6 protein-coding genes are annotated in these 13,420 nt (G+C 74.4%); 1 reads left to right on the forward strand and 5 read right to left on the reverse strand.

All coding sequences use genetic code 11. The annotated features are described in order from the left end of the window. Positions 1-2: 2 nt before the first annotated feature. From pbpC to BM041_RS19390, 5 genes are all read right to left on the reverse strand, one after another. The gene (gene pbpC / locus BM041_RS19370) at positions 3-1,949 is read right to left on the reverse strand and encodes a penicillin-binding protein 1C (protein ID WP_092961548.1); all 1,947 of its coding nucleotides are present in this window, start codon (positions 1,947-1,949) and stop codon (positions 3-5) included. Then, on the reverse strand, positions 1,949-7,060 hold the full coding sequence (locus BM041_RS31885; protein WP_092961549.1) for an alpha-2-macroglobulin family protein: 5,112 nt from the start codon (positions 7,058-7,060) through the stop codon (positions 1,949-1,951). The genes pbpC and BM041_RS31885 overlap by 1 nt, the downstream gene beginning before the upstream one ends. Before the next feature lie 74 nt (positions 7,061-7,134). After that, entirely contained in the window at positions 7,135-8,553 is a 1,419-nt protein-coding gene (locus tag BM041_RS19380) for a DHA2 family efflux MFS transporter permease subunit (RefSeq protein ID WP_245762164.1), read from the reverse strand. Continuing rightward, complete coding sequence (locus tag BM041_RS19385) at positions 8,550-10,046, reverse strand: AMP-binding protein (protein WP_175534033.1); 1,497 nt, start codon at positions 10,044-10,046, stop codon at positions 8,550-8,552. The genes BM041_RS19380 and BM041_RS19385 overlap by 4 nt, the downstream gene beginning before the upstream one ends. A gap of 21 nt (positions 10,047-10,067) precedes the next feature. Next, complete coding sequence (locus BM041_RS19390) at positions 10,068-11,549, reverse strand: hypothetical protein (protein ID WP_139226105.1); 1,482 nt, start codon at positions 11,547-11,549, stop codon at positions 10,068-10,070. Between the two features lie 211 nt (positions 11,550-11,760). Between BM041_RS19390 and BM041_RS19395 the strand changes: the two genes are divergently transcribed. Then, a complete protein-coding gene (locus tag BM041_RS19395) occupies positions 11,761-13,419 on the forward strand; it encodes a hydantoinase B/oxoprolinase family protein (RefSeq protein ID WP_092961552.1) in 1,659 nt (552 codons plus the stop codon). Position 13,420 lies beyond the last annotated feature (1 nt).

The raw sequence follows: 13,420 nt of genomic DNA on the forward strand, positions 1-13,420 counted from the left end.
GGCTACCGCACGCGCAATTCCGACCGGGCGGAGACGCCATCCGCGTCCAGCACGGTGATGCGGTAGAAGCCGGGGCCGGGCGGGGTCCAGGCGGCCTCCCGCCGCGCGCGCTCCGCCGCCAGCGGCGCGCCATCCACCAGGAAGGTCAGGGGGCGGCGGCCGCCGGTGGCGCGGATGGTGACGGGGCCGCCCTCCGCCAGCACGGCGCCTTGCATGGGGAACAGAAGGCGCAGCCGGTCCGCGGCCTCCGCGAAGGGTTGCGCGGCGGGGCGGATATGCAGGGGGTCCCTCGGCGCGGCGGGGAGCAACGCGAAGCTGCGGGCCAGCACCGGCAGGGCGGCGGCGCGGCCCGTCAGGCCGGGGATGGGCGTGCCGTCGGGGCGACCCACCCAGATTCCGGCGACATGGCGCCGGTCGAGCCCCAGCGCCCAGGCATCCCGCCCGCCCCAGCTCGTGCCGGTCTTCCAGGCGATGCCCGGCGGGCCGCCGCCGGGGAAGGGTTGCACGAGGATGCCGGCGACGGCGGCGGCGGCGTGGGGCACGATCACATCGGTGCGGGGCGGTGGCGGGCCGGGGATGGCGGTCAGTGGCGCCGCGCGCCCGCCATCGCCCAGCAGCCCGTGCAGCGCCACCAATTCCCGCAGCGTCGTGCCGGCGCCGCCCAAGGCCAGCGGCAGGCTGGGCTCCGCGCCCGGTGGCAGCCGGGGCGGGCTGCCGGCGGCTTTCAGCGCGGCGGCGTAGCGCAGCGCGCCGACCTCCTGCAGCAGGGCCACCGCGGGCAGGTTGAGCGACTGGCGCAGCGCATCGGCGGCCGTCACGCGCCCCGTGAATTCGCGGGAGAAATTCTCCGGCGCATAGCTGCCGAAGCGGAGTGCGATGTCGCTGACGATGGTGTCGGGCCGCGCCACGCCCCCCTCGAAGGCCAAGGCGTAGAGGAAGGGCTTCTGGGCGGAGCCGGGGGAGCGGATGGCGCGCGTCAAATCCAGCATCCCCGCCCGCGACTCCACGCCGAAGCTGCCGCCGACCAGGGCGCGGATCGCGCGCGTCTCGACCTCCGCCACCACCAGGGCGATGGCGGCGCGGTCCGGCAGGCCGCGCAGCGCCTCCTCCGCCAAACGTTCCACCGCGCGTTGCAGGTCGCGGTCCAGCGTCGTCGCGATGCGGGCGCCGGGCGGCGCACCCCGGGAAACCTCTCGCGCCAGATGCGGCGCCAGGCGGGGCATGGGCAGGCGGCTTGCGGGGACGGGCTCAGCCAGCGCCACGGCACGTTCATCGGCGTTGACGGCGCCGGCGCCGGCGGCGCGGGCCAGCAGCACGGCATCCCGCGCGCGGCGGGCGGCATCGGCATGGCGGTCGGGGCGCAAGGCTTCGGGACGGCGTGCCAGGGCCACCAGAAGCGCGGCTTCCGCCGCATCCAGCTGCGCGGGCGGGCGGCCGAACCAGGCGAGCGACCCGGCGCGCAGCCCTTCGAGGTTGCCGCCCTGCGGTGCGAGGGTCAGCCAGACTCCCAAAATTTCGTCCTTGGTGAAACGGGCTTCGAGCTGGAAGGCGCGGGCGATCTCGATGAGCTTGGACCGCAGCGTGCGCGGCCGGGGTTCCAGCAGGCGGGCGGCCTGCATGGTCAGGGTCGATCCGCCGGAGACCACCTGCCCCGCTTGCACCCATTGCAGGGCGGCGCGGGCCAGGGCGATGGGGTCCACGCCGGGATGCCAGTGGAAGCGCCGGTCCTCCGCCGCCAGCAGCATGGCGGTCAGGTGGGGCGGCACATCGGCCACATTGGTCGGCAGGCGCCACACGCCGCCCGGGGCGGGCAGGACGGAAAGGGTCCTCCCCTGCCCGTCCAGCACCTCCACCCCCGCGGTGAGGCGGGAGAGGTCGGGCGGCAGCGCCCGGTCCGCGGCGATGACCGCCGCGGCGCAGGCGATCAGCGCGAGGCCAAGCCGTTTCATCAATCCGCCGGCAGCACCACGATCCGCGCCGCGTTCTGCCGGGCGAAGACACCGGGGCGGTACATGTCCTGCGCCTCCAGCCCCGGCAGTTCGAAGCGCCCCGCCGTCACGGCCCGCAGCCGCACGGCGAGGCGCGCCAGCGGCTGCTCCGGCGTCAGTTCCACGGCCGCCGCGAAGCGGTCATCCCGCGCGGGCTGCGATTCCGGCGCGGTCAGCGTGCCGAGGAAGGGCATGCCCGGCACGTCGCCCGGGCCGAGGCGGCCCGCGATCTCCCACCCCGCGGGCAGGCCCTGGGTCACCATGGCCTGCATGCGCTCATTGGTGGTGTTGCGGGCTTCCAGCAGCAGGATGATGGAGGCCCCGGCCCGCAGCGTATCCAGGTTCACGGGCTGCCCGGCCAGGTCATAGAAGCGCCGCGCCACCCGCATGCCCTGCGAAGCCGCCGGCAGCGGTGACGTGGTCACGCCCGTGATGGAGACGGCCTGCGCCACCGGCGCATCGCCGCGGTTGCGGGCGGTGGTGGCCGCCGTCAGCGCCTGGGTCACGATGGGCTGCACGGGCAGGTCGCGGTCGCCGACCGCGATCCGCACCGGGCGGCCATCCCGCCCCAGCACGAAGGCGGCGGCGACGGCCCAGGCCTGTTCCTGGGTGTTGGTGGTGGCGGGGGTCAGGTCGGCGCCCGGCAGCCGCGCCATCAGCGCGGGCAGGCGGTCCTGCGCCACCCCCGATTCCCGCAGCAGCAGGGCGGTGGCCAGGGCATCGCGCGTCGCGCTGCCATAGTCGCCATACCAGACCTGGCGGCCGGGATTGGCCAGCGCCGCGGCGAAGATCGCCTCCGCCCTTCCCCGATCGCCCGCACGCGCGAAGGCGGCGGCGAGCTGCGCGCGGGCCAGCGGCGTCGGCAGTTGGTCCAGCTGCTCCGCCAGCCGCCGCGCGGCGCCCAGTCGGTTGCGCCCGGCCAGCGAAAGGATGTGCACCCGGTAGGCCTGGGCGGCGCGTTCCTCCGCATTGTCCGGCGTCATCTCCAAATCTTCCTCCGCCGCCCGCAGCGCGGCGGCCAGGGCGGCTTCCGGCACGGGGGCATTGGCGGCGCGGGCGCGGAGCAGCGCCTCCGTCGCGTAGAGGCTGGCCCAGGGATGAATGTTGCCCTCGGCGGACCAGAAGCCGAAGCGGCCGTCGAAGCGCTGGCGGTCGAGCACCGAGGCGATGGCCCGGCCGAGCAGGGCCTGGTCCTCCTGCGCCGTATCGGCATTGGCCGGCGCGTAGGACAGCGCCAGGACGCGGGAGGAGGCCTGTTCCAGGCAATCCAGCGGGAAGCCGCGCAGGGCGCGCAGCAGCGCCTGCGGGTCGTAGCGCACCGGCGCGCCCCAGCTGGCGGTGGCGCGCCAGGTGCCGGGGATGAAGCGGTCCGATGGCAGGGCGACCGGCGCGGATTCGTTCGGCGCCAGGCTCCGCACCGCAACCTCCGTCACGGCGGGGCGGGAGGAGCGGATGGTGATCGTGCTCTCCCGCGTCACGGCGAAGCCGCCGGGGCCGGTGATGGCGAGGCGCAGCGTGCCCTCCCCCGCCATGGTGCCGCGCAGCGTGGTGAAGGGCGCGGCGCGGGCGCCGGTGGCGAGCGACTGGTCCAGCCGCGCGGGACCGGCGAGCTCGATGGCGCCCGTCGCCGTCAGCGTCGCGGTGAAGGTGCCGGCGGGGAGTTCGATGTTGTGCAGCAGCAGCGGCAGCCGCGCCTCATCGCCCGGGGCCAGGAAGCGGGGCAGCATCGCCTCCGCCACCGCCTGGTCCCGCACCGCCATGGGGCGGGCTGCATTGCCGATGCGGTTGCCGTCCCAGGCCACGACCATCAGGCGGAGTTCGCCCGCGAAATCGGGCAGGTCGAGCGGGATGGTCGCGGTGCCGTCCGGGTTCACCGTGACGATGCCGCTGAACAGCGCGACCAGGCGCTGCGGGATGTTCTGCATCGCCGCCGCATCCATGCCATCGCCACCCTGGCGCAGCACCGCGGCATCGCCCTCCGCCGGCGCGATCAGCCGGCCGTAATCGTCGCGGATGTCGAGGCCGAGGCGACGCCGCGCGAGGAAATGCGCGACGGGATCGGGTGACGGGAAACTGGTGATGCGGAGGATACCCTCATCCACCGCGGCCAGCGTGACCATCGCCGTGCTGCCCGCGCCCGTCAGGCGCAGCGGCACCTCGATGCGCGTGCGCGGGCGGGCGAGCGGGGGCGTCTCGATCGCCACCTCCATCCGCCGCGCGGCGGGGTCGAGGCCGATCCAGGCCAGGCCGAGCGCGCGGCCGGGGCGACCGGCAGGGGCATTGCCGGGCCGGAAGACCGTGACGGCGACATGCGCGCCAGGGCCCCAGGCGGCATCGACGGGGATGGCGATTTCCGCGCCGGCTTCCGGCACCTCGATCTCCTGCGTCGAGAGCAGGCGGTCCGTCAGCACGGCGACGCTGGCGCGGCCGGCGAAGGGGGGCGTGATGCGCAGCCGTGCGGTGTCGCCGGCCGCATAGGCGCGGCGATCGGCGGCGACATCGACGCGGTCGGGCACCTCCGCCGCCTCCGCCTGCGCCCAGCCCGCGCGGAAGCGATAGCTGGCAATGGCGAGGCCGCTGGGCTCCGTCACCTCGATCCGGTAGCGACCGAAGCCGAGGTTGCGGGCGAAGCGGCCGGGCTGGCCGGGGGCGACGCGGAGTTCCGTGCTGTCCACGGCTTCGTCGCGCCACACCGTCTCGTAGCGGGCCAGGCGTTCGCGGACGACGATCCGCCAATCCGGGCGTTCGCGCACCAGCCGGACGCGCAGCGTCGCGGGGATGGCGGCGCCGTCGGGGTTCACCGCGGCGATGTCGAAGGCGGCTTCCGCGCCGTCATTCACCGCGCCGCCCTCGAAGGCCGGGCGGATCGCCAGCAGCGTGCCGGCGGCGCGGACGGGGAGTGACAGGCGCGCGCCGCTGGTGCGGCCGCCGGGATCGGCCATCAACACGGTGATGTCGGCCTTGACGGGGCGCGTGGTGTCCGGCGCGGCGGGCAGCAGCAGGGCGACGCGGGCGCGGCCTTCCGCATCCGTCTCCGGGATGTCGGCGGTGATGAGGTCCGGGGCGAAGCTCTCCTCCATCAGGCCGAAGCGCCAGCCGCGCCAGGCCTCGAAGGGTTCGGGGTCGGTGGAGAGGCGGAGTTCCGCGCTGCCGGTCAGGCCCGATCCGGGCGCGCCATAGAGGAAGCGGGCGAGCACGGGCAGGTCCAGCGCCCGGCCGGGGACGAGCTGGCCGGTGACGGGGCCGGCGGTGACCTCCAGCCGTTCCGGCACGAAGGCATCGACGCGGAAGCTGGCCGTGCCGATGGGGGGCGCGTCCGGGTCGGCCAGGACCTCCACCGTCCAGGCGCCGACGGGGGCGGTGGCGGAGAGGGTCACGGGGGCGACGAAGGCGGCGCCGGCGACGCGGGCGGGCACGCTTTCGAAGAAGACCTGGCCGTTGGGGCGCTTGATGCGCAGCCGCGCGGGCAGGTCCACGGGCTGGCCGCCGCCATCGCGCAGCAGGGCGCCGATACTCACGACCTCACCCGGGCGATAGATGCCGCGATCCAGCCAGACGAAGGCATCGAGCGGCCCGGGATGCGGCGCGCCGGCCGCGCCGCGATCCGACAGGTCGAAGGAGGCGCTCTCCAGGTCCAGCGCGGCGAAATCATCGGCGCCGAAGGCATGGATGGCGACGGGGGCGAGGTTGCCCTGGCCGCGCAGCGCGGCCGCGTTGAAGCGCGCGATGCCATCGGCGGCGGTGGTCGCCTCGGCCAGGATGTCGTTGTTGCGCGCCATCAGCGCCAGGCGGATATCGGCGCGGGGCGCGGCATCGGTGAAGCCGCGCACCTGCACGGCGATGCCCTGCGGGCCGCGCCAGGCGGTCAGGCCGAGGTCGGTCGCCAGGATCGGCAGCGCCGAGGCCGCGCCGCGGGACTGGCCATCGCCCGGGCGCGCGACCAGGACATAGAGGCCAGGGCCGGCGCTGCGCAGGGCATCGGGCAGCGGCAGGGCGTTGCGGCTGGTGCGGTTCAGCACCGTGGCGGGCAGGTCTGCGCGGCCTTCCCAGACCACGCGGCCCATATCCTCCGCCAGGTTCTCCGCCGTCCACTCCTCCATCTGCTGGCCCGGGCGCCAGTCCCGCGTCAGCGGCACCAGATTGCGTTCCGTGACGCGGATGAGGCGCAGCGACAGGGCGGTGACGTTGACGGTGGCGACCGTCACGCGCGGCTCCTGCCCGCGGGGCAGCAGGAAGGCGCGGTTGTCGAAGGCGATGCGGGCGGTGCGGTTGGGCATCGCGACGTTGATCGGCACGTCCCGCAGCACGCGCAGCCCGTCCTCCCCCGGCAATCCGGCGCGCAATGTCAGCCGCGTGGTGGCGCCCCAGGGCAGGCCGGCGACGCAAAGCGCGTCACCCTCCCGCACCACCGCCATGCCCGGGATCGCCGGTTCGGCCCGCACCCAATCCTGCGGCTGCCAGTCGTTGCGGCGCGCGGGGGCGACGGTGAAGTCCAGGCAGGCGCGGGCGGGCTCGGCATCCGGTTCCGTGCGGAAGCGGCTGACCAGCAGGCCGGCGGCGCGGCGGGCGGTGGCGAGCGCATCGCGGTGCTTCGCATCCTCCGGCGCGCGTTCCACCACCGCCTCCAGCGCCTGCAATTGCAGGGCCGGCTGGTCCAGGCGGCGCAGCGCCTCCGCCATCACGACCAGGGAGGGGATTTCCGGCGCGCCGCCGGGGACCAGCATGAAGGCCTGCCAGCCGGCCTGGAGGGCGCGCGTCGCCTCCGGCGGGTTGCGGCGGAGCTGGGCGTTGGCGAGTGACATCCAATGGTCCGCGCTCGCCTGGCCGGCGCCGATCCGCTCCTCCCACGCCGTGGCGGCGGCGGCCCAGTCATTGCGGGCCTCCGCGGCGCGGGCGCGGGTCTCGGCCTGGGATCGCTGCTGGGGCGTGCCGCCGGCGGGGAAGCGGCGGGTCAGGGAGGCTTCGTAGCGCTGCGCGTCGCCGGACAGGCCGGGCAGTTCGAAGGCCATGGACGCGGCGGGCAGCAGCCACCCCAGCATGAGCAGCAGGGCGAGCAGGCGACGAAACGTCATGGACGGCTCCGTGAGGCGGCGTTCTTGGCGGGGAGCATGGCACGGGCCCGGCCAGCGGGGCAGCGACGAAAGGGTTACGCGCGTTTCGCGCTGCCCTGGTGCCCGGAGACGCGCGCCCCGGCATCGGCCGGCAGGCGCATGACGCCGAGGAAGGAGACCAGCATCAGCGCGCCGGCGATGACGAAGCCGAGTTGGAATTCCCAGAGCTGCGGCGTGGCCTGGCCGCTGATCCACATGCCCGCTTCCAGCGACAGCGACCCCAGCACGACGCCCAGCGCCACGGAGAATTGCTGGATGGTGCCGGACATGGCGGTGGCCGCGGCCAGCTTCTCCTGCGGCACATCGGCGAAGGAGAGCGTCGCCATGGAGGTGAATTGCAGGGAGCGGGAGAGGCCGCCCAGCGCCAGCACGGCGAAGATCGCGGCCATCGGCCAGGAAGGCGTGAAGGCCGCGCAGACCGCGACGCCGGCGGCGGCGAGGACGACGTTCACCATCAGGATGCGCCGGAAGCCGAAGCGGCGCAGCAGCGGGCGGATCATCGGCTTCATCAGGATGGCGCCGAGCGCGGTCGCGAAGGTGACCAGCCCGCTGCCCCCGGCCGACAGCCCGAAGACGAGTTGCAGCGACAGCGGCAGCAGGAAGGGCACGGCGCCCGCGCCTGCGCGGAACAGCGTGCCGCTGACCATCGGCACGCCGAAGCTGCGGATCGACAGCAGGGAGAGATCGACGGCAGGGCGGACGGAAGCGCGGGAATGCAGCACGGCGGCGATGCTCGCCATCAGCCCCGCCACCACCGCGCCCGCCGTCACGAAGCCCGGCACCACGCCACGGCCGATCGTCTCCAGCCCCGTGACCAGCAGCGCCAGCGCCAGGCCCCAGAGCGTGAGGCCCTTGATGTCGAGCGGCCCGGGGTCCTGGCGCTCCACCTCCGGGATGAAGCGCCAGACCAGCAGCAGGCCGAGCGCGCCGACCGGCAGGTTGATCCAGAAGACCGCGCGCCAGGACACCGCATCGGTGAGCAACCCGCCCAGCGGCGGGCCGCAGACCGGGCCGAGCAGGGCCGGCATGGTCAGCCAGGTCATCGCCGTCAGCAGCTCCTCCTTCCGCACCCGGCGGAGCAGGAGCAGGCGGCCGACGGGGACCATCATGGCGCCGCCGATGCCCTGCAGGATGCGCGCGGCCACCAGCGCCCCCATGCCCTGGGACAGGCCGACCAGGGCGGAGGCGACGGTGAAGACGATGATCGCCGCCATGAAGACGCGCCGCGGCCCGAAGCGGTCCGCCACCCAGCCGGAGACGGGGATGAAGACGCAGAGCGCGACGAGGTAGGAGGTGATGGCGACGGAGAGATGCACCGCATCGACGCCGAGGTCCCGCGCCATGGCGGGCAGCGCGGTGGCGACCACCGAACTGTCGAGGTTCTGCATGAACAGCGCGGAGGCGACGATGGCCGCGACCGTGCGGGGGTCGCGGGTGGTGGCGGGTGGGCTCACCCGGCCGCCATCCGGCGCAGCTCGGCACGCTGGATCTTCACGCCATTCGGGCCATCCGTGACGGGGAAGGCGTCGAGCGTCACGATCCGGTCGGGCTGCTTGAAGCGCGCCAGGCTGGCCTGGCAGGCGGCCATGACGCTGGCCTCGTCATAGCCGTCGCCCGGAATGACGAAGGCGACCGGCCTGCCGCCATGCTCCACCACCTGCGCCGCCGCGACGCCGGGCTGGGCCTGGAGAAAACCCTCGATCTCCTCCGGGGAGACAAGGAAGCCGCCGAGGCGGAGCGCATCGCCGCGGCGCGTGATGAAGGCGAAGCCGCCCTCCGGCTGCGCGGTGGCGAGGTCACCGGTGTGGAACCAGCCCTGCGCCGTGCGGGCCTTCGCCGTCGCGGCCTCGTCACCGAGGTAGCGGTCGAAGAGGGACGGGCCGCGCAGCAGCAACTCCCCATCCTCGGCCACCGCGAAACCGGCCTCGGCACCGGCGGGGACACCGCCGCCCACCGCGGCATGGGGGCCAGCCTGGTCCTGGAGGGCGAAGAGGGCCTGGGCCTCCGAACTGCCATAGACGCCGCGGACGGCGAGGTTGAGGGCGGCGGAGGCCTCCATCACACGCGCCGCCTGGCCGTGGAAGCTGGCGAAGCCGGTGAAGGTGAAGGGGGCATAGGGGCGGCCATTCGCGGCCTCCGCCAGCTTCAGCAGCAATTCATCGCCGCCGACCATGTGGGTGATCCATTGGGCGCGGATCAGCGCATCGGCCTCCGCCGCGTCGAAGCGTTCCATGCAGGCGATCAGCGCGCCCCCGGCCATCGCCGCCATGGCGGAAGCCAGCCCGAAGGTGCCGCAGAGGGGCACGGCGGCCAGCAGCGCGGCGCCCGGCTGCCCCGTGCCGATCCGCGCCGCCACATCCGCCGCATGGCCCGCGATGGAGGCCTGGCGATGCAGCACCAGCTTCGGCCCGGCCGTGGTGCCGGAGGTGGTGAAGGTCAGGCATTCGGCATCCGGCGTCGCGAGGTCGGGCGCCTCGGCCGCCGAGAGCAGCGTCGCGCGGCGCTTCACCGGCAGGTCCAGGATGCGGTCCATGCCGCGGGCATCCATCACCAGCACCTGGCGGAGCGAGGCGCGCTGCGCGGGGGGCACCGTTTCCAGCAGGGCTTCCGCATTCACCGCCGGGAAGTCGCGGGCGATGGCGATGGCCGTGGGCGCCGCGCGTTCCAGCAGGTTGCCGATCTCCGCCGCACGGAAGCGGGTGTTCAGCAGGATCGCCGTCGCCCCCCGCCGGGCGAGGGCCAGGAGCAGCAGGAGAAAATCCGGGCGGTTGGGAAGGAAGATGGCAACCCGGTCGCCGGGGCCTATCCCCGCCTCGGCCAGGCCGCCCGCCAGGCGGCGGACGGTGCCGGCGACCTCCGCCCAGGTCAGGCCGCCAAGCGCCAGGGCATCCGGGCTGCGGCGGGCGGTGGTCTCGAGGAGCTGGGTCAGGGTGGCGGGGCGCGACATCGCGCCCATCTTGCGGCGGCCTCAGCGGCGCCGCCAGACCTCCACCCGGCCGTCGCCGTCCTCGACCTGCGCGATGCGGTCATAGCGGACCAGCGCGGCCTCGATCATCGCCCGCGCCGCCGGCCGCACCAGCCACCAGCGGGCGGGGGCGATGACGATGAGGCGCGGCGGCAAGGCCAGCACGCGGGCGAGTTCCGCATCCTGGTCGAGGCCCGTCAGCCCCGCATGAAGGCCGGCCAGGTGGCTGGGGAAGGCGAAACGGGTCGGCGGGTCCAACCCCGCCAGGGCATAGACCACGGGGTGCCAGTTGACGATGAAAACGGAATCCCCTGGCCCGACCTCCACCCGGGCGATGGCGGCGACCTGGGCGGGGGGGTCCGCCCCGCGCCAGCCGAAGCCATGGCCGAGGCGCGGCAGCAGCATGGCGGAGACGGGCAGCGCCGCAATGGCGGCGGCCAGCACCACCACCGCCCCCGCCCGCGCGCCGCGCCGCGCCGCCCGCAGCGCCGCCGCCTGCAACCCCAGCGCCGCCAGGGCGCAGAGCGGCGGCAGCAGCATCAGGAAGTAGTGGTCGAAATACTTGCCGGGCGCGACCGCCTGCACCAGGGCGGCGCCGAGCCAGGGCAGCAGCAGCGCGCCGCGCCGGATCGCGGGGCGCGGCCCCAGCCCCAGCAGCGCCGCCGCCGCCAGCAGCCACAGGAGAAAACCCACCGCCGCCGCCAGGCCACGCCGGAGGCCGGGCGACCCATCCTCCACCGCCGCGTAGTGCATCAGCACGGTGACGTTGCTGTGCCACCACTCCCCGAAAGCACCCATGGCGGCATAGGCGGCGGCGGTGACGGCGGTGGGCAGCGCGCAGCCCAGCGCGAAGACCAGCGCCAGCACCAGCACCCGCGCGATGCCGGCCCGCTTCTCGGCCAGCGCGACGCAGGCCAGGGTGAGCCACAGCGCCGAAGCCTCCAGCCCCGCCACCTGCTTGACCCAGAGCGCGCAGCCGAACCAGAGGCCGCCGAGGAAGACCATGCCTGGCCGCGGCGGGCAGGCCGCGAGGCCCGGCCGCGGCGCGCCGGCCGCGAGGGTTTCCGCCAGGATCAGCGTGGCACCCGCCACCATGAAGGGCGCGAAGAGGATTTCCGTGTTGGTGGCGAGGCCCCCCAGCACCAGCGTGTGGCAGGCATAGAGCAGCCCGGCCGCGAAACCGGCGGCGCGGCCGGCGCCAAGCCGCATCACCAGGCGCATCAGCAGCAGCGACGTCACCGCCACGGCGACCATCCCCGCCAGGCGCAGCGCGACCAGGGGGCTCGGCGCCAGCGCCACGGCGACGGTCAGCAGGGCGGGGGCGCCGACCGGGTGCATGTCCCACACCGCGAGGTAGGGCCAGCCCCCCTTCAGCCAGGCAATCGCCTGGACGAGGTAGAGACCCTCATCCGGATCGAGGACGCTGGCCGGCAGCGCGACGGCGCGCAGCAGGAAGGGGAGGAGCAGGAGCAGCAGGGGCGCCACGATAGGGGGCCATCCGGCCACGGCCGGTCGCCGGCTGGCCCGGGCAACGGTGGTCATGCGCGTGACGAACATCGGGTCCCCATGCCCTTCCGCCCGGCGAAGCGCGCCAATTCCCCAAGGGTTCGGAAGCGAGACGATCACGTGCGCGCGCGCCGGCATCGCCCCCGGACCGGCTTGACGACGGGCAGTGGCGGCGGGACCGTCCGCGTCCATGAACGCACCCCCGACCGAAACGCCCGATCCCGTCACCCTCGCGGTGCTGGAAAACCGCTTCCGCGCGGTTGTGGAGGAGATGGGGGAGGCGCTGCTGCGCACCGCGACCTCCCAGATCCTCAACTCCTCCCGCGACTTCTCCATCGCGCTCTGCGATGACCAGGCGCGGCTGGTGGCGCAGGCGGACCACATCCCGGTCCATGTCGGCGCCATGCCGCTGGCGGCGAAGGCGGTGCTGGATGCCTTCGGCGGGCGGATCGCCCCGGGCGACTGCTACCTGCTGAACGACCCCTGGCATGGGGGTTCGCATTTGCCGGACCTGACCATCATCCAGCCGGTCTTCGGGGACGGGTCGCTGCGGTTCCTGGCCGTGGTGCGGGCGCACCAATCCGATATCGGCGGCGCGACGCATGGCGGCTACAACCCGGCGGCGCATGAGATCTGGCAGGAGGGCATCCGCATCCCGCCGATCCGCCTCGGCGAGGGTGACGTGCTGCGCGACGACCTCGTGCGGATGCTGGCGCTGAACACGCGCATCCCGCGCGACTTCACCGGCGACCTGATGGCGATGTGGGGCGCGGCGCGGCTCGGCGCGAAGCGGATGGATGCGCTGCTGGCGAGCCATGGCGGCGCGACGCTGGCGGCGGCGGTGGAGGCGATCCTCGACCTGTCCGAAGCCCATGCGCGCCGCATCATCGGCGAATGGGCGGATGGCGACTACGCGGGTGAGGCCGTGCTGGATGATGACGGGCACGGCGTGGAGGACATCACCATCCGCGCCAAGGTGCGCAAGCGCGGTGGGCAGGTCTCCGTCGATCTCTCGGGCTCCGACGACCAGGTGCGCGGCTTCGTCAATTCCTCCTGGCCCAACACGCTTTCCGCCGCGCGGATGGCGCTGGCCTATCTGCTGGACCCCGAGGTCGCGAAGAATGACGGCGCCTTCCGCGCGCTGGACCTGGTGGCGCGGGAGGGGTCGGTGGTGAATGCGCGGCCCGGCGCGGCGGTCACGCTCTGCACCAGCCACTGCTCCAACGAGATCGTGGAGGCGATCGTGAAAGCCCTGGCGCCGGCCTGCCCGCAGCGCGCCATGGGCGGCTGGGGGCGGCGTTTCCGCGTGGCGATCCAGGGCACGGACCCCCGCCGCGCGGGGCGGCGCTTCGTGTGGCACCTGTTCCATGCCCGGCCCGGCGGCGGCGGCCATGCGACGGGGGATGGCTGGTCCTCCGCCGGGGAATGGCATTCCGCCGGCGGGCTGAAATTCGGCAGCGTGGAGATGGCGGAGGCCCGCTTCCCGCTGTTCTTCGCCCATCACGAGCTGCGCCCGGGATCGGGGGGCGAGGGGCAGTATCGCGGTGGCCTTGGCGCGGAACTCGACCTCCGCATCGAGACGGAGGGCGAGGCGCGCGCGAATACCGCCGGCGATGGCGTGCGCCACGGCGCGGCCGGGATGCTGGGGGGCGAGGATGGCGCGCCGCACCACTACACGCTGCGCCATGCCGATGGATCGGAGCGCGACCTGAAGACCAAGGAGGCCGGCGTGGTGCTGAAGCCCGGGGACCGGCTGATCGTGCGATCCGGTGGCGGCGGCGGCTGGGGCGACAGGGCGGCGCGCGATCCCGCGGCGATCGAGGCCGACAAGCGCGAAGGGCTGGTCTGAG

Source organism: Falsiroseomonas stagni DSM 19981 (assembly GCF_900114315.1).
Taxonomy (GTDB): domain Bacteria; phylum Pseudomonadota; class Alphaproteobacteria; order Acetobacterales; family Acetobacteraceae; genus Falsiroseomonas; species Falsiroseomonas stagni.